Raw genomic sequence first — 20334 nt, 5'->3', positions numbered from 1 at the left:
GGTGCACGGGCGGAACTCCTGGCACGGGCGGACCTGTCTCCCACCGCGAGCGCCGGGAAAGTCCGGCCCGTGCACAGCCAGTTCGGGGGGCGTCATGCAGAAGAGCAGCATCCGCAGGAGCGCGTTGACGGTGGCCGCGGTGTCGGTGGCGGCGATGGTGATGACGGGGTGTCAGCCGGGCGACACCCCGGCGGACGGGGGCGGCACGCCGTCGAGGACGCCGACCGCGACCGCCTCCCCCACTTCGTCCGCCTCCTCCCCCACCTCCCCCGTGTCGTCTGCCTCGTCCGGGTCGTCCGGGTCCACCGGCACGGCGGCGAAGGCCTGTACGCCGGGCGCCCTGAAGGCGAGCGCGTACCAGGCCGCCGACCGCCCGGCCGGCACCGGGACCGGGGCGGCGATCGTCCGGTTCACCAACACGGGCGGCACATCCTGTGTCCTCCAGGGGCATCCCACGGTCGCCGGCGCCGCGAACGGTTCCCCGGAACTCAACGTGCCGCTGACGGTCACCCCCGTCGGCCCCGCCTCCCCCGTGAAGCTCGCCCCCGGCGCTCAGGCCTGGCTGAAGCTGACCTTCGTGCAGGTGCAGGGCGAGGGCGACGGCTACTGCGAGTCCGGTTCGGCGCCCGTCCTCTACCCGACGATGGTGGTCGGCCTGCCGCACTCCGGCGCCCACCAAGTCGGCCTGGACGACGGACAGTTCGCGGAGTGCGACGGCACGCTGACCGCGACGGCCGTATCGGCGACGAAGCCCTCCTGACCGTACGACCGGACGGGCGGGCGCTCCCCCGACGCCCCCCGACGCCTCTCGGCGTCGCGGGGAGCGCCTCGGGCTCACGCCCGACCCGGCTCCTCCAGCAACCCCTCGCACTGCCCCCCGAGCCACGTCATCCCGTACGTCTCCGCCCCCCGGGACGCCTCCCGCAGCAGCCGTACCGCGTGCGGTTCGCCGCCCGGGCCGCCCAGGCGGCGCACCGCGCGGGCCTGGGCCAGGCGGAGGCGGGCCAGTTCGGGCTGGGAGGAGCGGGCCGGGACGGCGGCGCGGCGGAAGTGTTCGAGGGCGGTCTCCGGCTCGCCCGCGGCCAGGGCGAGGACGCCGCAGGCGCGGGCGGTCGGGCCGACGAGGACGGTGGGCCAGCCGCCCAGGGCGATCTGCTCGCCGTCGTGCGGCGCGAGGCGGGCCCGGAGCGTGGGCAGCACCGGCGCGAGTTCCGCCTCGAAGCCGCCCTCCAGGTCCAGCGCCGCGCAGACCTCCGCCAGCAGGACGAGCGCGGGGACGGCCCAGCCGGACGGCGGGAAGCGGTCGACGTCGGCGACGCAGCCGAGGAAGAGGTCCGCGCCCTCGGCGTACTGCCCGGTCTCGCACAGGGCGAGGGCCAGTCCGGCCCGCCAGACGGGGAAGTAGGCGTGCCGCTCGACGTCACCGGCCAGGTCGGAGGTGAACAGTTCGGCCAGCCGGCCCTGCTGTCTCAGCAGCCAGTAGGCCTGGCCGAGGCGGGTCTGGGTGAGGTTGTCCGCGGGGACGGCGTAGTCGGCGCGGAGGAGTTCGATGAACTTCAGCGACTCCACGAAGATCCACTCGGCGGCGGCGTCGAACCGGCCGTGCCAGAGGTCGAGGAGGGCGTCGAGGGTGTGCCGCTGCCAGCGGGCGAGGGCGCTGTGGGTGTCGGCGGCGTGCTTGCGGTACTGGTTCGCGGTGGCGAGGGCGCTGAAGATCCTGCCGTTGCGCAGCTGGTCGATGGCGACCGCCATCAGGGCCTCGCCGCGGAAGTACGGGGAGTCCTGCCGGGCCGCGGCCTCGCGCAGCCGCTCGGAGAGCGTCAACGACTCGGGGGCCGGCATGAAGTCGTAGCGCGCCCACCGGCATTCGGTGAGGACCTCGCAGCGGACCTCGTCGTCGCCCTCGTCGGGTAATCGGCGCAGGGTCTCCTCGGCGAGCCGCGCGCCCTCGGCGGGGCCCGCGAGTCCCGCCGCGGTGTCCTGGCTGACCGCCAGCGCCATCTTCTTCGCCAGATGCGCTTCGAGCCGCAGTCGCAGCCCCGCCGCCTCCGCGCTGCCGTCGCCGTCCAGTGCGGCCAGGCAGCCCCGGAGCGACTGGAGCAGCTCGCGGTCGACCTGGCCGGGGTCCGACCAGCGGCGCGCCATCCTGATCACGGCCTCGGCCTGTGCCCGCGGATCGCCCTCGGCACCGCGATAGGCGGCCGTGTAGTGCCGTTCGGCCTCGCGCATCTCGCCCGCGGCATGGCTGAGGTCACCGCGCCGCAGCAGCCGCCGGAACTCGGCGTGGTCGTGCCGCCCGTCCTTCTTCTCCGGCGACCCGACCGCCCCGGCCGCCCGCTCCCCCGCCCCGCCCCGGACCGCCTTGGGTACGGCGTCGGTGCCGGGCAGCGGTGCCAGGCCGACCAGGGCGCCCTTGGCGTCCAGCACCTCGTCGCAGAGCTGGGCCAGTTCCAGGGACGCCCTGCGGCGCCCGTTCTCCACGCGGCTCAGGAAGCTGCGGCTGCAATAGACCTTGCCGGCCAGCTCACTCAGCGACATGCCGGCCGCGATACGGCGCCGCCGTAACTCGGCGCCGAACCCGTCGTGCTCGATGACCATCCCCCCAACGACGCACCGCCCGAACGGTGTTGCCAGATACCCGTTGGCAACACCGGACCCCTCCGGACCGGCCCGCCGACCGGGGAAGCTGTCTGTGCCGGAGCCTACGGGCACGGGGGCGCGTCCCATGGGGGAACGGGCGCACTGATCATGCCTTCGGACGAACCCGAGGCGCGTGCTGCGGTCGATATGCCGGGGGCATTCGACCGCAGCACATCCGGCCCTCGCCTCACCCGGGCCGCGCCAACGATGAGCCGCATGACGACAGGGGATGGGGGGTCCACGGTCCGGGGCGCGCGGGGGGCGCTCCGGGCCCCGGATCATCCGGGGCCGGAGGCATCGGATCGTCAGCCCTGGCTGCAGTAGTCCACCCAGCGGTGCGAGGAGATGTTGTTGTTGACGCTCTTGCCGAACTGGTCCAGGCCCGCGCCGTAGGTGAAGCGGTAGTTGCCGGTCGTGGTGTCCCACCAGCGGTCGCCCTGGCTGATGCAGGCGTGCGCGCCGCCGGCGCTGGGGGCGGTGTACAGGTCGACGGCGTCGAGGCCGCCCGCGTAGCCGTTGTTCCAGATGTCGGAGGTCAGGTTGCGGCAGCTGCCCCAGTTGTCGGAGTTGCCGGACCACTTGCACTCGCGGCCGCCGCCGTAGGGCTGGGTGTAGACGTGGAGGTAGCCGTCGCCGGAGAGTTGCGCGCTCGCGGTCTTCTGGGTGCCCGCGTCCAGCGCGCTGGCGCTGGAGACCGGGGAGAAGAGCGCGGCGACGGCGGCGGCCGAGGCCGCGACGGTGAGAAGACGCTTGACGGACATGGTTTCCCTCGTTTTCGTTGTGATGGGTCGATACGCCCACGTGGGGTGTGCGTCCACGGTGGGGTTGTGCTCCCACGGCTCTACGGCCGTGGTGGTCTGTGTGGCCGGCGGGAGGCGGGCCGCGCTCAGCCGCCGTGCGCGACGATCGCGCGGGCACGGGGCAGCGCCTCTCGCTTGAGGCGCGCGAGATCGGCCGTCTCCCGGGGGTGGCTCCGCTGGAGCCGGTCCCGGTACTCGGAGTCCAGGGACTTCGCCACGGACGACAGGCCGCTGGAGACGGCGCAGGCCGCCTCGGCCGAGGCCAGCCGCACCTCCTTGGCGTGCGGCCACGGAGTCTCCGGCTGGGTCGCCGCGGCACGGGCCCGGGCGGGGTCCGCGTAGGTGTACGTCCGCTCGCGCATGCAGCGTGCCCACACCGTGACGGCCGCCTTGTAGCGCTTGTCGGCCGTCACGAGGCCGATGCGCATGCCGGCCAGGCTGTCGGTGACCCGGGTGGCCCGGAACCACGCCTGGAGGTCGCCGTACAGCTGCCGTTGGGCGGTGGCCTGGCAGCCCTGGTCGCTGTGGGAGACCTGTATGCCGTTCGGGAGCCGGGCCGAAAGCCCTTGTGGCCGTGCCCCGTTGAGGTCGCTGACCAGGACGGCTCTGTCTTTGGCCGGCGCGGAGTGGAAGTACCGCTGATTGGGGTCCTTCTGGACCTCGGCCGCCCGCTGCCGCCGCAGATCGGTGCCGTAGCCGTGGGCTCCGGCCCATGCCGGGTCGTCCACGACGTAGGGGAACCGGATCGAGACGTCGTCGGGGCTGGGCGGCTCGACCCAGTACTTGTGTCCCTCCTTCTCCATGCACGTCTTGACGAGGAGCTGCTCCGCGAGCCGCAGCGTCTCCGCCGTGCTGCCCGCGGCCCGGGGCGTGCTGCTCGCGGACGCCCCGGGGGCGGTCGTGGTGCCCGCGCATCCGGTGGCCGTCGTCGCCAGCAGGCCGGCGGTCAGCAGGGCCAAGGTCCAGCGGTGCATGGGGCGGCTCCCGGGGCTCTGATCGAACGGACGTGGTGCTTTCGAGCCGTTGACGCCCCGCGGGGCCCTTCCGTATGCCCCCGGGATCACCGGGTTTTTTCTTTCTCCGACGCTCATACGACGGCGGTCCGCGAACCGTCTTCCCTGCACGCGACGGGTCTCGCCGACCGTCGAGAACCGGCCAACCGGCGTGAGGAGGGAGAAGCGCCGCCGCCTTGAGCGGCGACGGACGCGACAGACCTCGCCTGCCCTGACATCGCAGGTGAGGGACACCGGTCCGCCGAATCGATCGAATCCGGTCACGGCGGTCCGGCCCTTGCTGTGCCCCGGCTATGTCGCGGGCATCTTCGCCGCTATCTTTGCCGTGCTCCATCGGGCGGATGGTGCGGCGATCGGGGAACGATGTTCGAAGTGCGGCTGCTCGGTCCGGTGGAGGTGTGGGCCGACGACCGGCGGGCCCCGCTCGGCGGTGTCAGACCCCTGGCGGTCCTGGCGGCACTGGTCGTCCACCTCGGTGAGGTGCTCTCCACCGATCAGCTCGTGGACTGCGTCTGGGACCAGCGGGCACCGGCCACCGCAGGCGCCCTGGTGGCCACCCACGTCTCCGCCGTACGCCGCGCACTGGCACAGGTCACGCAGGACGCCGTGGTCAGGACACGACCGCCGGGCTACGTCGCCGACCTCGACCCGTCCCAGATCGACGCCCGCCGCTTCGAGGACCTGCTCGCCTCGGGCCGGGCCTCCGCCACCGCGGGCCACCGCGAGGAGGCCGCCGACCTGCTGGGCGAGGCGCTGGCGCTGTGGCGCGGCCAGGACGCGCTGGAGGGACTGGGCCAGTCGTTCGCCCGGATCGAGGCGGCCCGGCTGGGCGAACTGCGGATCGTCGCGCAGGAGGAGACCTTCGGGCTGCACCTCGATCTGGGCCGCGCGGACCGGACCATCGCCCCGCTGCTCGCGCACGTCGCCGCCCACCCCCTGCGGGAACGGCCGCGCGGCCAGCTGATGACCGCGCTGGTCCGCACCGGCCGCGTCTCCGACGCCCTGCGCATCTACCGGGAGGGCCGCGCGATCCTGCGCGAGGAGCTGGGCATCGATCCCGGCCCGGAGCTTCAGGCACTGCACCAGGCCGTCCTGACCAACGACGCACAGGTGGCGGGCACCCCACGCCCATCCGACACCCCACACCCGCCCGGCACCGCCCGCCCGCACAGCACCGGTCGGGAACCCGTGCCGCCCCCGAGGCCGCCGGACGGCAGCCGCCCCACGCCGACCCCCACTCCCACCCCCGCGCCGTCCCATCTCCCGCCGGACATCTCCGACTTCGTGGGCCGCACCGAGCAGATCGCCTGGGCCACCGCGCTGGTGGGCGGGGTCGACGAGGCGGGCCGTACCGCTCCGCCGATCGGGGTGATCTCCGGCCGGTCGGGCACGGGCAAGACCGCGCTCGCCGTGCACGTCGGCCACCGGGTGTCCGAACTCTTCCCGGACGGCCGCCTGTTCGTGGACCTGCGGGCCGCCGACACCGCGCCGCTACAGCCCGCCGACGCCCTCGCCCGGCTGCTGCGCGCCATGGGCGCCGACCCCGAGACCCTGCCGACCTCGGTCGAGGAGCTGACAGGGCTGTACCGCACCCACATCGGACACCGGCGCGTCCTGCTGATCCTGGACAACGCGGGGGGCGAGGCGCACGTACGGCCGCTGCTGCCGCCCGGCCCCGGCTGCGCCGTCCTCGTCACCAGCCGGCGCCGACTGGTGGCGCTGGAGGGCTCCGCCCACCTGGACCTGACCGTACCCGGCCAGGTGGAGGCGCTCGAACTGCTGCGCCGCGTCGCCGGAGAAGGCCGCACGAGCGCCGAGCCGGAGCAGGCCGCGGAGATCGTCTCGCTGTGCGGACGGCTGCCGCTGGCCGTGCGCATCGCGGGCGCCCGGCTGGCGGCCCGCCCGCACTGGGCGCCCGGTCGGCTCGCCGACCGGCTGCGCGACGAACGCCGCCGGCTGAGCGAACTGCGCGCCGGGGACCTGGAGTTGCGCTCCAGCCTGGAGCTCGGCTACGCCGACCTGGACCCGCCCGAGCGCCGGGCGCTGCGCCGGCTGGCCCTGCTCGACCTGCCGGACTTCGCGGCCTGGATCGCCGCCCCGCTGCTGGACATCGGCACGGAGGAGGCCGAGGAGGCGGTGGAGCGGCTGGTGGACTGCCACTTCATCGATGTGATCGGCGTGGACGAGACGGGACGCAGCCGGTACCGCATCCATGACCTGGCCCGCGAACACGCCCGCGAGCGCTGTCTGTCCGAGGAGAGCCCGGAGGAGCGTACGGCGGCGGTGCTGCGGCTGGTGGCGTCCTGGCTGGGTCTCGCCGAGAAGGCGGCCGCCCTCGGCCCGGGCGGAGCGGCCCGGCGCTTTCCCGAACCGGCCGCCGTACGGCCCCTCGACGCGGAGACCGAGGAGGAGCTGCTGGAGCGGCCCACGTCCTGGTTCGCCGCCGAACAGGCCTGTCTCCTGGCGGCGGTCGAGTACTGCGCCGACCACGGCATGATCCGTGCCGCCCGCGATCTGGCCGGGGCGCTGATCGCCAGTCCGGCCGCGCTGTACAACCAGTTCGACGCCTGGTCCCGCTCGCATGCCGCCGCCATGGCCGCCGTCCACCGCGGCGGGGACGACGAGGGAGAGGCGTGGCTGCTCGCGGGGCTCGGCCAACTGCGCTACGAACAGGACGAGTTCGAGGACTCGTACAGCTACTTCGGCAAGGCCCTGCGGCTGTTCGAGGCGCGCGGTGACGTGCCCGAGGGCGTGGCGCTCGCCCTCGCCGGGATGGGGACGGTCCGCCGTGAACAGGCCGGGTACGCCGAGGCGTTGGAGCTGCTGGACGCGGCGCTGAAGCGATACGGGGAGTCCGCCGGGCGGGGCGCCCGGGCCCGGGTGCTGTACGGCATCGGTTACGTGCACCGGGAACAGGGGCGCGGCGCGGCGGCCCGGGAGGCTCTCACGCGGGCGCTGGAGCTGTACCGCGCGGAGGGCGACCGGCACGGCGAGGCGCTGACCCTGCGGTCGCTGGCCCTGTGCGACCGGGCCGAGGGCGCGCTCGCGGACGCCGAGCGGCTGCTGCACGAGGCACTGCGGATCTTCTCGGCCCTGCGGGACACCTTCGGGGTGATGTACACCGAACAGTCCCTGGCCAAGACGGAGTTGAGGCTCGGCCGGCTCGACGAGGCGCGGGCGCGGCTCGGCCGGTGCCTGACCGTGGCCCGCGAGCGCCAGGACCGCTTCGGCGAGGCGCTCGTCCTGCGCACGCTCGGCGAATGGCATCTCGCCGCCGGCGATCCGGACGGCGCGCGGGAGCCGCTGGAGCGCTCCCTGTCGACATGGGAGACCCTGCGGCTGCCTCTGTGGCGGGCCCGTACGCTCCGGGACCTGGCCGACGTACGGGAGGCACACGGCGACGCGTCGGCCGCGCGGGCGGCCAGGGCCGAAGCACTCGGCGTCTTCCGGGAGTTGGGCTGCCGCGAGGCACAGGAGCAGGCTGCGGACGCCGGGTAGTCCCTACGTCGATACAGCGTCGATGCAGCCGTCCGCGCGTCTACAGAAGCCCTGGTGAGCCGCCTACAGGCAACTTGCAGAGCAGTTGCAGCGGGGTCCGCGAAGCTGATGCACGTGACAGAGATCATCACGCTCTCGGACGCCCGGGTCGCCGCGGTGGCGGAGGACGACTGCGGCGAACCGCTGGTCGACCTGCGCGGCACGGACGACCTGCGGATCGACCACCGGCAGGCCGACGACGACGGCCACTACGCCCACCTCAGGGCCGGTGCGCTACGACGGCTGGTCCGGGCCCAGCGGCTGCTGCCGGCCGGAATCCGGTTCCTGGTGGTGGAGGGGTACCGACCGCCCGAACTCCAGCGCCGGTACTTCGAGCAGTACGCGCGGACCATGCGCCTGGCCCACCCGGACGCCTCGCCGGAGCGGATTCGCGAACTGGCGAGCGCGTACATCTCCCCGCCGGAGGTCGCACCGCACGTCAGCGGCGGCGCCGTCGACCTGACGCTGTGCGACCGGGACGGCCGGGAACTGCCGCTGGGCACGGAGGTCAACGCGACCCCCGAGGAGAGCGACGGCGCCTGCCGCACCCAGGCGCCCGGCATCAGCGCCGAGGCACGCGCCAACCGGGCCCGCATGAGCTGGGCCCTCGACGCGACCGGCTTCGTCAACTACCCGACCGAATGGTGGCACTGGTCGTACGGCGACCGGTACTGGGCGCTGCTGCGCCGGGCACCGGCCGCCCGCTACGGCCCCGCCGCCCCACCCCGGCCGACGGCCTGACCAGCCGTCGCCCGGAACGAGCAACGACCGGAACGCGCAACGACCGCACCGCAAGGCCGAGTTCATGACCAAGGTTCACGACCGAGGTTCACAACCGAGGTTCACAACCGAGGTTCACAACCGAGGTTCATGACCAAGGTTCACGACCGAGGGGGAAACAGCATGGAGACCAGAACCTGCGCCGTCCCGCCACCGCAGCGCGAGGACGGCGACTGGATGACCCCGAAGGACTTCGACGCGTCCTTCGCCGCCGACATGCCACGCCTGCGCCGCCGGCTGCTGGCCCTGACCGGCAACCCGCACGACGCCGACGACCTGCTCCAGGAGACCTACCTACGGCTCTCCCGGCGCGCCCGCGCCCAGAACCTGACGCGACAGCAGCACCCGTACGCCTACACCTGCACCGTCGCCCTGAACCTGCTGCGCGACGCGTGGCAGCACCCCTCCCGGCGTGAGCAGTGCACCGACCGGCTGCCCGAATCCGGCTGGGACGGCGGGCTGGCCTCCTACGAGGCGTCCCAGACCACGCTGGCCCTGCTGGGCGTGCTCTCCGAGAAGGAGGCCGCGGCGGTGATCCTCGTGGACCTGGAGGGCCTCAGCCACGACACCGCGGGCGAACGCCTCGGCGCCCACCGCGGCACGGTCCAGCGCAACCGGATGCGCGGCCTGGCCAAGATGCGCGACGCGCTCGGCCGCTAGCCCGTACCGCACGGCCACCAGCCCGTGCCGCTCCCCCACGGGGGTGGGGAGCGGCACGCATGTCCTCACCGGCGACCGTCCCCGGCCCGCCCGGCGACGCCCCCAGCCATCCATACGAGTATGCGAAGGAAGACTTCCTTGAACACCAGCAGCACGCGCCGCCGGACCAGCGGCGCGCTCCTGGGGGCCTCGGTCCTCGCCCTGTCCGCGTTCGTCTCCGCCCCGGCCCACGCCGCCGCTCAGGACGCCACCTGCGGTGTCCTGGCGCCGGGCGCCTCGGCCGTCGCGCAGGCCGCGGTGAACGCCGCCTGTTCGCAGATCGGCGTCTGGTACAGCTGGGGCGGCGGCCACGCGGCCACCCCGGGCGCCAGCTACGGCTACTACGACGGCTCGGACCCCGACAGCCTCCACGACAACGAGCGCAAGGGCTTCGACTGCTCCGGCCTGACCCGCTACGCCTACTACCAGGCCACCGGCAGGGACCTGCTCAACGGCACGGCGGACGACCAGTTCCACAGCTCGCAGGCCTCGGCCCGCTTCTCCGCTTCGCAGGGCAGCGCTCCGCTGCTGCCGGGCGACCTGATGTTCTGGGGCAGCGGGCACATCCACCACGTCGCCATGTACCTGGGCAACGGGCAGATGGTCGAGGCGTACGAGTCGGGCACCCACATCCGGGTCGCCCCCGTCCGCACCGGCGGCGACTACGCGGGCGCCATCCGGGTCAACGGCTCGGGCACGCCGACTCCCCCGCCCGCGAACGGCGGTTCGGTCTTCGAGACCTGGGGCACGGGGGTGCGCACCCGCTCCACGCCGAGCGTGCGCGGTGCCGTGGTGGACACCTTCGCCGGTCCGACCCAGGTGTCCGTCCAGTGCCAGGAGCACGCCGAGACCGTCACCGCCGAGGGCTACACCAACGACATCTGGTCCAAGCTGGCCGACGGTTCCTGGATGACCAACATCTACATCAAGGGCCCGGCCTCGCTGCCCGGCATCCCGGACTGCGGCGGCAGCAGCACCCCGCCGCCCTCGGGAGGCAGCAAGCCCTTCCAGACCTGGGGCACCGGCGTCCGCACGCACAGCCAGCCGAACGTCAACGCCGGCGTGGTCGACTACTTCGCCCAGCCCACCACGGTCAACGTCGTCTGCCAGTCCCACGCCCAGGAGGTCACGGCCGAGGGCTACACCAACGACGCCTGGTCCAAGCTGACGGACGGTTCCTGGATGACCAACATCTACATCAAGGGCCCGGCCTGGCTGGACGTCCCGACCTGCTGACGCGAAGCCGAGACCGTCGGCCGCCGGATGCCCTGTGCGGGGGGGGGCGTGCGGCGGCCGACACCCGTAAACGGAGAGCGGCCGACGAACCGGTGAACCGGCGAACCGGCGAACCGGTCCGTGCGGGATCACCAGGTGTGAGCCACGTCCACCACGAGATGGTTGGCCGTCTGGAAGACGTGGAACGGCAGCCGGGCGCGGACACCCAGTCCGGCCTGGGTGTATCCCTCGGAGCCGCCCGTGACCTTGAACTCCCGGAAGGTCCGGTACCCGGTGACGTCGACGGCCTGAAGCGGCGGATAGGGCTGTCCGGTCGCCGGGTCGTAGCGCGAGGAGAACAGAGAGACCTCCAGAATGGCTCCGCCCTTGATCGGAACCACGACGTCGCTCGGGTCCTGACGCAGTACGTCGACGTAGCGGACCGTGTAGCCGATCGGGTCGGCCGCCGTGCCCTGGGCGTCGAAGACCAGGCGGTCGAAGCACTCGTGCTGTCCGGCCCGCACGTCGGTCAGCCGCCTGGAGGCAACGGCGTCACCGCTCTTGTCCAGGCTTCCCCACGTCACGGCACAGTCCACGGCCGCCGGCGCGGCCACCGCCGGAACCGCGCCGGCCAACAGTCCGCCGCCCGCCAGCATCGTCGCGGCCAGCGCAGTACCTATCCGTCGCATGACTACCCCCCGGTAGCTCGCGCAGGTGTGTGTCCTGTCAGACCGACGGCTTGGCGGAAGGTTGTGCGCCTCGCACTGCTCTTCCTGTCCTGTCGCTACGACGTACGCGATCGTTACGGCTTGCGCGCAAGTCCACCGTGCTCGGCGATGACCTCCAGGACGACCGAACCGGGCTCCGGACACCACTTCCGTCACCGGGACAGGTTGTACGGAAGGGCGCCGCTGGTGTTGTAGGCGTCCTGGCCCTGCTCGAAGACGGGGTCGATGCCCGCGCGACCCGCCGTTGATGGGGAGACAACTGCCCGGGGGCAGGGCTTCCATCAGCCGGGTGACGATGGAGCGGGTCTGATCATGGTCGGCGACGTGGCCCAGGATGTCGCTGAGGATGAGCGCGGCAGGACGACCGAAGTCCAGTGTCCTGGCGGCGACTTCGGGAATGCGGTCCGGGTCCGTCACGTCCGCGTCGATGTAGGCAGCCGCACCTTCCCGGTGGAGTACAGCAGGACTCGGGCGTGCGCGAGCACCATCGGATCGTTGCCGACGTAGACGATCCGCGCCTCGGGAGCGGTCCCCTGGGCGACCTCGTGGGTGTTCTGCGCGGTCGGAAGGCCGGTACGACGTCCAGGAGGTGCCGGATGCCCGCCTCGGAAACGAGATACGCGATGGTGCGCCGCAGGAAGCCACGGCTGGAGCGAGCGATGGGGACGATCCCGGGAAACACCTCGGCATACGCGTCACCGGCCGCCTCGTCGACGGGGTAGTTGTCCTCGCCGCCGAGCCAGTAGTTCCAGATATGGGCGGAGTACGGCACCGCCGTGTCGATCTTCTGCTGCTCCGCCGGCTTGGACGCCGGAACAGGGTCTCTCATGAATCGTGTGCGTCCTTCAACCAGGGCGGCGATCATTCGCGGCACGTCTTACGACTCAACTCCCTACCTTCTGAGCTGCGCGGACATTGTGCGGGAGTCAATAACCGCGCACATCACGTGCACACCGACCCGGAACCCATCCCTCCAATAGGTACGAATTTTCGTACCAGCTCGGTACGATATTAGGTACCACTCCACGAGAGGATGGATGCCATGAGCCTTACCGCCAGCGAGGCGCGCAAGGATCTTTTCCCCCTGATCAAGAAGGTCAACGACGACCACGCGCCGGTACGGATTCACTCCAAGAACGGCGACGCGATCCTCATGTCGGCAGAGGACTACGACGCCTGGCAGGAGACCATCTACCTCCTGCGCTCACCGGCCAACGCCCGCCGCCTCATGGAAGCCGTCGCCCGCGACCGTGCGGGCCAGACAGGGATCACCAAAACCCTGGAGGAACTCCAGGAACTGGCCGGTGACGAGTGAGGGACGTCAACTTCGACCCGGCCGCCTGGGACGACTTCCAGCACTGGCTTGCGACCGACCGCAAGATGGTGCGCCGCATCGTCCGCCTCATCGGCGAGATCCAGCGCGACCCCTTCAACGGCATCGGCAAGCCCGAACCGTTGAAGGGGGACCTGTCCGGCTACTGGTCGCGCCGGATCGACGACGAACACCGCCTCGTCTACCGAGCCGACGACAAGCAAGTCAAGATCCTCAAGGCTCGTTACCACTACACCGACTAGTCTGGCTCAGCCAAGTCTGCAAGCGCTTCTTGCCTCCACCCTGCAGCGGCACGCAGTTGCAGCCTCCTGCCGGCCGGCGACGCGGCCCTTTTGCGATGCCCACAGTGAGAACGACGCCTCTCACAAGCCCTGGGTTCGGCAGGCCTAGCGTGGCCAGGACACCCCATCACAGGCGACGGCTACAACACGGCCCACAAAGTACGGCCGACTACGCAAGCGGCGAGAGCCCACCCCGGGCGTGACTCTGCGCGAAGATCAGGCCACGAATGCCACAGCGAGGCGTCCGTCGGGAAGAATGCCTGAACGATGACGTCGACGCCTTCTGGACCGGCACGGGCCGGATATACGCCCTTCGCTCACCTCACCGTGCCCAACGCCGCCCTCTACCGCCGGATGATGGGAGCGTTCCTGGCCGCCAAGGAGCGCTTCGCCGTTCACCTGCGGCCTGAGGACGTGTTCGCGGCGCTGCCGCCGGAGCACCGGCCCGCCGACGTGGACACGGTGGTCAAGGCACTGGACAGCCTTGTCGACTGGGGCAATCTGCGGGCGGATCCGGACACTTCCCGGGTCACCGCGGTCGAGGACTTCTACCGGAAACGCTTCATCTACCAACTCACCCAGGCCGGCGAGGCAGCCGAGCAGGCGCTGTCCGTGTACGACGAGGCACTGGGGCGGCGCGGTGCGCTGCAGGCGGTGGCCCTGCACGACATCGTCACCCAGTTGCGGGCTCTGCTGGTGATCGCCGCCGAGCAGGAGGAAGGCGAGCCGGACCCGGCCAAGGCGCATCTGGCGCTGTCCGCTCTGACGAGCCGGTTCGAGGCGTTGGCGGAGAACGCGCGGGCCTTCATGGGGTCCCTGCAACGCACGATCGACCTGCACGGCGTGGAGGTCGATGTGTTCCTCGCCTACAAGGACCGACTGATCCAGTACCTGGAGCGGTTCATCCAGGACCTGATCACCCTGGGAGGGCGGATCGCCCTGCTCATCGGCGAGTTGGAGGAGCAAGGCCGGGTCTGCGTGCTGTTGCGGCTGGCGGCGGCCCGGGAGGCGGCCGACGCCGCCCCGGGCGAGGCCGAGAGCGCCGAGGCGCGCGCGTACGAGCGGTGGGTGGGCAGGTGGTCGGGGCTGGCCACCTGGTTCGTGTCGGTGGAGGGCCGCGAGTCACAGGCCCGACTGCTGCGCGGCCGCGCTCTCGGCGCCATCCCCCAACTGCTTGCAGTCGTAAGGCAGTTGAACGAGCGGCGGGCCGGGCGCACGGATCGCTCGGCGGACTTCCGCACCCTGGCCCGATGGTTCGCCGAGGCGCCCGACGACGCGGCGCGGCACCGGCTGTGGCGTGCGGCGTTCGGGTTGTATCCCGCACGTCACCTCACCGTCGACGCCGATACCCTCGACCGGCGCGCCGCCCGCCCGGTGACCGCCTCCACCCCATGGGCCGAGGCAGAGCCACTGCGGATCAGCCCGCAACTGCGCCGCACCGGCAGCTACGAGCGGCGCGGCAGGACCCGCCGGGTGCAGGACCGGTCCGAGCAGCGCAAGCGCCTCGCCGAGATCGCCGCCCAGCAGGCGCGGGAGATCGCGGCCGCCCGCGCCGGCCTCGCGACGGACGGCACCACGAGGCTGTCCGCGCTCGGCGAGCTCGACCCGCTCGCCTTCGGTCTGTTCCTGCAGCTGCTCGGCGATGCCCTGGCCACCTGGCGGCCCGGTATGACGGCCACTGTCGCAACGAGCAACGACGGCACGATGGAGATCCGGCTCACGGCCTTGACGGACGGTACGAGGGCCAGGATCCGCACCCCTGGCGGCACCTTCCGCGGGCCTGACCACCTGGTCGAGATCACCGATCTCACCCGAACCGGTCAGGCGCGAGCCGCCGGCCCTTCCGGCGGGGAGGAGTCATGACCACACCCCTGGGCGAGGTACTGGACGACCGGCGCACCGCCGAGTTGCACAGGGCCGCCCGCGCGCTGCTGAAGGAACCGCTGCTGCTCGCCCACGGCTCGCACGCGGAGGAGTTCCGGCTGGTGCGTCGGCACGCCGGTGACCTGCGCGACTGGTTCGACCGCAACACCGGCTGGACGCTGCGCGTGGACACCGAGACGGCGCGGCTGGGCAGAACACCCGGCACGCTGGCCGACCCCACCCATCCGGCCCGCGAGGCCTCCCGCGCCCGCGCGCCGTTCACCCGCCGCCGCTATGTGCTGCTGTGCCTGGCGCTGGCCGCACTGGAGCGCGGCGAGGCACAGATCGCGCTCGGCCGACTCGCCGAGCAGGTGGTCCTGGACGCAGCCGATCCCCATCTGGCCGCCGCCGGGATCGAGTTCACGCTGGAGCGCCGCGAGGAGCGGCTGGATCTGGCGTCGGTGGTCCGGCTGCTCATGCACTACGGCGTGCTGCGGCGGGTGGCCGGGGACGAGGACGCCTATGTGAGCGGGGCGGGCGACGTGCTCTACGACGTCCAGCGTCGCGTCCTGGCCGGGCTGCTCGCCGCCCGCCGCGGCCCTTCGATGATCACCGCCGACGGTTTCGAGGACCGCCTGGCCGAGCTGACCTCCGAGAGCGCGCTGGACAGCGACGAACTGCGCTTCCGCGCCATCCGCCAGCGGTTGACCCGGCGCCTGCTGGACGACCCGATGCTGTACTACGCCGAGCTGACCGCCGAAGAGCTCGCCTACCTCACCCGCCAGCGCGCCTTCATCACCGCCCGGATCACCGAACTGACGGGTCTGGTCGCGGAAGTGCGTGCCGAGGGCATCGCCATGGTCGACTCCCTGGACGACCTGACCGACGTACGGATGCCGGAGCAGGGCACCCACGGACACGTCACCCTGCTGCTCGCCGAGCATCTCGCGACCGCCGACGGCGCGGTCAGCCGCGGCGAGTTGGAGCGACGGGTGCGGGAACTGGCCGTCGAACACGGCGGCTTCTGGTCCAAGAGCGCCAAACAGCCGGGCGCTGAAGCAGAGTTGGTCGACCAGGCCCTGGCCAAGCTGACCTCGCTCGGCCTGGTCACCGTCGCACAGGGCGGTGTCACCCCGCTGCCGGCGCTGGCCCGGTACGCGGTCGGCGACACCGTCGTACGGGATCCGGAAGTGCCCGCCCCTCGTACCTCTCAGCGAAAGGCCTGACCGCCGTGACCGCCCTGCCCACCCCCGCGCCCGGCCGGTGGCGTCCACTGCGGATCGGCCTGGTCGATCTCTTCTACTACGACACCGAGGAGTTCTGGTTCCGGGACGGACGGCTGCTGTTGCGTGGCAACAACGGCACCGGCAAGTCCAAGGTCCTCGCCCTCACCCTGCCGTTCCTCCTGGACGGCGACCTGTCCGCGCGCCGCGTGGAGCCCGACGCCGACCCGGGCAAGCGCATGGAGTGGAATCTGCTGCTGGGCGGGCAGCACCCGTACCCCGAGCGGCTCGGCTACACCTGGATCGAGTTCGGCCGCCACGACGAGGCCACCGGAAAGGACCGCTTCCTCACCCTGGCCTGCGGGCTGAAGGCGGTGGCGGGACGCGGCATCGCCCGTCACTGGTACGCCGTCACCGACCAGCGGATCGGACCGGAGCTCAGCCTGCTCGACGCCACCGGCACCGCGCTGTCGCGGGACCGGCTCGCGGAGGCTCTCACCGGGCGCGGCATGGTGTATGACACGGCCACGGCGTACCGCAGGGCGGTGGACGAAGCGCTGTTCGGGCTGGGCGAGCGGCGGTATGCGGCCCTGGTGGACCTGCTCGTCCAGCTGCGCCAGCCGCAACTGTCGAAGCGGCCCAACGAAACGGCGCTGTCGCGTGCACTGACCGAGGCGCTGCCGCCCATGGACCAGGCGGTGGTCGCCGATGTGGCCGAGGCGTTCCGGTCCTTGGACGAGGAGAAGGACGAGTTGCGGGCGGCCACCGAGGCCGAGCGCGCCGCCTCCGCCTTCCTGGACCACTATCGCCGTTACGCCCGCGTCGCCACCCGCCGCCGGGCCCGGCTCCCCCGCCACGAACATGCCCGCTACGAACAGCTGAACCGCGACCTCGCGCAGGCCCAGACCGAGCGGTCGCAGGCCGAGGAGGACAGGGAGCGGATCGCTGTGCGGCTCGCGCAGCTGGAGGAGAGTGCCGCGCGGCTGAAGGCGCAGGAGGCCGTGCTGCGCGAAGGCCCCGAGATGCGCAGCGCCCGGGAGTTGGAACAGGCGGCGGCGGACGCCCGCCGCACCGCCGAAGAGCTTTCCCGCACCGAGGCGGACCGGGAGCAGGCCGCCCAGGCGCACACCCGCTCGCTAGGCCGCCTCGAGGGTGCCGGCAGACGGCTTACGGCGGCCGAGGAGCAGGTCGCGGACACGCTCGCGCGCGAGCGGGAGGCGGCCTCGGCCGCCCGCCTCGACGGTGATCTGCGCATCGAAGGCGCGCCGGAGGCCGAACTGCGCCGCGCTGCCGAGGAGTCGGTGGCGCGCAGGCGGCGCACGGTCGACCACGTGGAGGAAATAGCTTCGCGCGCCGAGGAGGCCGCCGCCGAGCGGCGCGCCGCCGCCCGCCGGCTGGACGAGGCGCAGACCGAGACCGGGCACACCGCCGAGCGACAGGCCCAGGCGGAGGCCGCCGCTGCCCGGGCGGGCCGGGAACTGGTCACCGCCGTACGCGAACACCTTGACGTATGCGAGGAGTTGACACCGCAGGACCCGGTGGGCCTGCTGGACGGTCTGCAGGACTGGGTCACGCATCTGCGAGGTCCCTCTCCCGCGCGGGTACATGCCGCCGACGCCCATCGTGCCCGGGCCGCGGACCTGGCCGACCAGGCGGCGGCCCTCGGCCAACGGCTGGCCGAGCTGACCAACCGGCGCGCCGAGAGCGAGCGAGAGGTGGCCGACCTTGAAGCAGGCGGCCAGCGCGGTCCCACGCCACCGCACACGCGTGCTCCCGGCGTGCGTGAGCAGGCGCCCGGAGCGCCCCTGTGGCGGTTGGTCGACTTTCACGATCACGTCGCCGCAGGTGAACGTGCGGGCCTGGAGGCGGCGTTGGAGGCCTCCGGGATCCTGGACGCCTGGGTGTGTCCGGACGGCACGGTCCTGCACACGGACCTGCATGAAGTCCTGCTGTCACCGGGCGCACCACTCGCCGGGCCGGTGCTCGGCGACGTGCTGCGCCCGGCCGTGGACCACGGTGATCCGCGCGCCGTCGCGGTGGGCGAGCAAACGGTGGCGCGCCTTCTGGCTGCCGTGGGGCTCGGCTCCGGGGGCGACTCCTGGGTGGCGGCGGACGGCCGTTTCCGCGTCGGAGCGCTGACCGGCAGTTGGTCGAAGCAGGCCGCCGTGTACGTGGGCGAGGGCGCCCGCGAGGAGGCGCGCCAGGCCCGGATCGCCGCTCTGCGCGGCGAACTGGGCGCGCTGGCAGGCCAGTTGAACGAGGTGGAGGCCGAGCGGGCAACGGTGGCCCGACGCCGCCGCACTCTGGATGCCGAACTGGCCGCCGTTCCCGAGGACGCCGTCCTGCGTGACGCGCACGCGCTGGCCGCGGCCGCCGCGGACGCCGCCCACCGGGCCCGCGTCCGCCAGGACGAACGCTCGGCCGACCTGGCCGCGGCAGCCGGTCTGGAAGCCGAGGCCGCCTCCGAACTCGCCGACACGGCAGCGGCCGTGAACCTGCCCGCCGACCGTCCGCAACTGCTCGCCGTCCGCCAGGCACTGGCCGACTACGCCGCCGTCCTGGCGGCCCTGTGGCCCGCCCTGCGCGAGCGCTCCGATGCCGGACGCGCGGTGGCCGATGAGCGAGCGGAAGCCGAAGGGGCTGGCACGCGGGTGGCCGAACTGGCCCTGCGCGCCGAGGAGTCGGCCCGCCTGGCGGCTGCCGCCGACGAACGGCACACCACCTTGCGTTCCACCGTCGGCACCGCCGTCGCGGAGCTGGAGCGGCGCCTGGCCGCCACCGCCGAGGCCCTGGTCACGTGCGACCGCGACCAGCGCCGCTGCCGCGAGGAGCACGCCGCTGCCGACCGGCGGGTCGGCCATGCGGAGGGCCGTATCGAGCAGTTGGAGAAGGACGTGGACGAGGCCGCCGCCTCCCGCGCCGAGGCGATCGCCGCGCTCCAGCGGTTCGCGGCCACCGGACTGCTGACCGTGGCGCTGCCCGAAGTGGCCCTGCCCGCGCTGGACGACGGACCGTGGGCGGCCACCCCGGCCGTCGCGCTCGCCCGCGCCGTCGAGGCACAGCTGTCGGGCCCGTCCGGCACCGACGACTCCGACGGCGCCTGGGAACGCGTCCAGAAACGGCTCAGCGAGGAGTACAAGAAACTCCAGGACGCCCTCTCCCGCGGCGGCCACACGGCCACCGCCCGCATGGTCGAGGACGGCATGGTCGTCGACGTCGTCTACCAGGGCCGTCGGCGCACCGTGCCCGACCTGGCCGCGGCCCTCTCCGCCGAGGTGACCGAACTGGCGCACATCCTGTCCGCGCACGAGCGCGAGATCCTCGAAACCCACCTGCTCACCGAGGTCGCGGGCACCCTGCAAGAGCTGATCGGCGCCGCCGAGCGGCAGGTGCGGGCCATGAACGCCGAACTGCTGGAGCGGCCCACGTCCACCGGAATGAAGCTTCGTCTGGTGTGGCGATCCTCACGCAAGGCGCCGACCGGGCTGGCCCAGGCACGGGAACGCCTGCGCCAGTCCGCGGACGCCTGGGCAGCCGAGGACCGGGCTGCGGTCGGGGAGTTCCTCCAGGCCGAGATCACCCGCCGGCAGTCCGACGACGCGGCGGGCAGCTGGCTGGAGGTGCTCACCGCGGCGCTGGACTACCGGTCCTGGCACGAGTTCGGCATCGAGCGCCATCAGCATGGCGCCTGGGTTCCGGCCACCGGGCCGGCCTCCGGCGGCGAACGCGTCCTGGCCGTGTCCGTACCGCTGTTCGCCGCCGCCTCCTCGCACTACGCCACGGCCGCCCCCGACGCCCCGCGCCTGGTCACCCTGGACGAGGCGTTCGCGGGCGTGGACGACGACTCGCGGGCCAAGTGCCTGGGCCTACTGCACGCCTTCGACCTGGACGTGGTGATGACCAGCGAACGCGAGTGGGCCTGCTACCCCCAGGTCCCCGGCATCGCCATCGCCCAGCTCTCCCGCGTCGACGAGATCGCCGCGGTCCTGGTGACCCGCTGGGAATGGGACGGCACCGATCGCGTACGGGGGAATGAACCGGACCACCGCCTGGCGAGCATCCCGGCTCAGACCACTTCCCCAGCTGCTGCGGTCGGCGCGGCAACTCCCGTACCCGCCGAGGGCACCGACTCCGGTCAAGACCCCCTGTGGGCATGAACAGACCCGGGCAGCCCTGTCCCCCCGCCGCCACGGTCGGCACGGTCGGCACGGCCGCACCCTTG

At 72.6% G+C, this 20334-nt stretch carries 14 protein-coding genes and 1 pseudogene; 10 read left to right on the top strand and 5 right to left on the bottom strand.

Annotation, left to right across the window (positions count from 1 at the left end; translation table 11 throughout):
• The first annotated feature begins 94 nt into the window (after nt 1-94).
• Nucleotides 95-760, top strand: coding sequence for a DUF4232 domain-containing protein (locus tag ACIRB1_RS08720; RefSeq protein WP_403465061.1), 666 nt, complete (start codon nt 95-97; stop codon nt 758-760).
• Nucleotides 761-834: 74 nt separating this feature from the next.
• On the opposite strand, the gene ACIRB1_RS08715 is transcribed toward ACIRB1_RS08720, so the two are convergent.
• The 3 genes from ACIRB1_RS08715 to ACIRB1_RS08705 form a co-directional block, all read right to left on the bottom strand.
• The gene (locus ACIRB1_RS08715; RefSeq protein WP_403465060.1) at nt 835-2598 is read right to left on the bottom strand and encodes a helix-turn-helix domain-containing protein; all 1764 of its coding nucleotides are present in this window, start codon (nt 2596-2598) and stop codon (nt 835-837) included.
• A 347-nt stretch (nt 2599-2945) separates the two neighbouring features.
• Nucleotides 2946-3401, bottom strand: coding sequence for a hypothetical protein (locus tag ACIRB1_RS08710; protein WP_352183499.1), 456 nt, complete (start codon nt 3399-3401; stop codon nt 2946-2948).
• 125 nt (nt 3402-3526) lie between these two features.
• Nucleotides 3527-4414, bottom strand: a complete 888-nt coding sequence (locus tag ACIRB1_RS08705) for a hypothetical protein (RefSeq protein ID WP_403465059.1) — start codon at nt 4412-4414, stop codon at nt 3527-3529.
• A gap of 402 nt (nt 4415-4816) precedes the next feature.
• On the opposite strand from ACIRB1_RS08705, the gene ACIRB1_RS08700 reads away from it, so the two are divergent.
• From ACIRB1_RS08700 to ACIRB1_RS08685, 4 genes are all read left to right on the top strand, one after another.
• Nucleotides 4817-7951 (top strand): AfsR/SARP family transcriptional regulator, encoded by a 3135-nt coding sequence (locus tag ACIRB1_RS08700; protein WP_403465058.1) that lies wholly within the window; start codon nt 4817-4819, stop codon nt 7949-7951.
• Nucleotides 7952-8065: 114 nt separating this feature from the next.
• Complete coding sequence (locus tag ACIRB1_RS08695) at nt 8066-8731, top strand: M15 family metallopeptidase (protein WP_403465057.1); 666 nt, start codon at nt 8066-8068, stop codon at nt 8729-8731.
• A gap of 162 nt (nt 8732-8893) precedes the next feature.
• Nucleotides 8894-9430: a sigma factor gene (locus ACIRB1_RS08690; RefSeq protein ID WP_352183495.1), complete on the top strand. Its 537-nt coding sequence runs from the start codon at nt 8894-8896 to the stop codon at nt 9428-9430.
• A 138-nt stretch (nt 9431-9568) separates the two neighbouring features.
• Nucleotides 9569-10705 (top strand): C40 family peptidase, encoded by a 1137-nt coding sequence (locus ACIRB1_RS08685; RefSeq protein ID WP_403465056.1) that lies wholly within the window; start codon nt 9569-9571, stop codon nt 10703-10705.
• A gap of 128 nt (nt 10706-10833) precedes the next feature.
• Here ACIRB1_RS08685 and ACIRB1_RS08680 read toward each other — a convergent pair whose 3' ends face one another.
• Both ACIRB1_RS08680 and ACIRB1_RS08675 read right to left on the bottom strand, forming a co-directional pair.
• The gene (locus tag ACIRB1_RS08680; protein WP_403465374.1) at nt 10834-11340 is read right to left on the bottom strand and encodes a hypothetical protein; all 507 of its coding nucleotides are present in this window, start codon (nt 11338-11340) and stop codon (nt 10834-10836) included.
• A 236-nt stretch (nt 11341-11576) separates the two neighbouring features.
• Nucleotides 11577-12241: pseudogene (locus ACIRB1_RS08675) on the bottom strand (SAM-dependent methyltransferase); the annotation flags it as partial.
• Nucleotides 12242-12454: 213 nt separating this feature from the next.
• Here ACIRB1_RS08675 and ACIRB1_RS08670 point away from each other — a divergent pair.
• From ACIRB1_RS08670 to ACIRB1_RS08650, 5 genes are all read left to right on the top strand, one after another.
• Nucleotides 12455-12727 (top strand): type II toxin-antitoxin system prevent-host-death family antitoxin, encoded by a 273-nt coding sequence (locus ACIRB1_RS08670; protein ID WP_352183493.1) that lies wholly within the window; start codon nt 12455-12457, stop codon nt 12725-12727.
• Nucleotides 12724-12987 (top strand): Txe/YoeB family addiction module toxin, encoded by a 264-nt coding sequence (locus ACIRB1_RS08665; protein ID WP_359613855.1) that lies wholly within the window; start codon nt 12724-12726, stop codon nt 12985-12987. Before ACIRB1_RS08670 ends, ACIRB1_RS08665 begins: the two co-directional genes overlap by 4 nt.
• A gap of 306 nt (nt 12988-13293) precedes the next feature.
• Nucleotides 13294-14889, top strand: coding sequence for a TIGR02677 family protein (locus tag ACIRB1_RS08660; protein ID WP_403465055.1), 1596 nt, complete (start codon nt 13294-13296; stop codon nt 14887-14889).
• Nucleotides 14886-16115: a TIGR02678 family protein gene (locus ACIRB1_RS08655; protein WP_403465054.1), complete on the top strand. Its 1230-nt coding sequence runs from the start codon at nt 14886-14888 to the stop codon at nt 16113-16115. The genes ACIRB1_RS08660 and ACIRB1_RS08655 overlap by 4 nt, the downstream gene beginning before the upstream one ends.
• A gap of 5 nt (nt 16116-16120) precedes the next feature.
• Entirely contained in the window at nt 16121-20269 is a 4149-nt protein-coding gene (locus ACIRB1_RS08650; protein ID WP_403465053.1) for a TIGR02680 family protein, read from the top strand.
• Nucleotides 20270-20334 lie beyond the last annotated feature (65 nt).

The organism is Streptomyces sp. NPDC096013, assembly GCF_044763565.1.
GTDB lineage: Bacteria > Actinomycetota > Actinomycetes > Streptomycetales > Streptomycetaceae > Streptomyces.
This window is presented reverse-complemented; position numbering and strand designations above follow the sequence as displayed.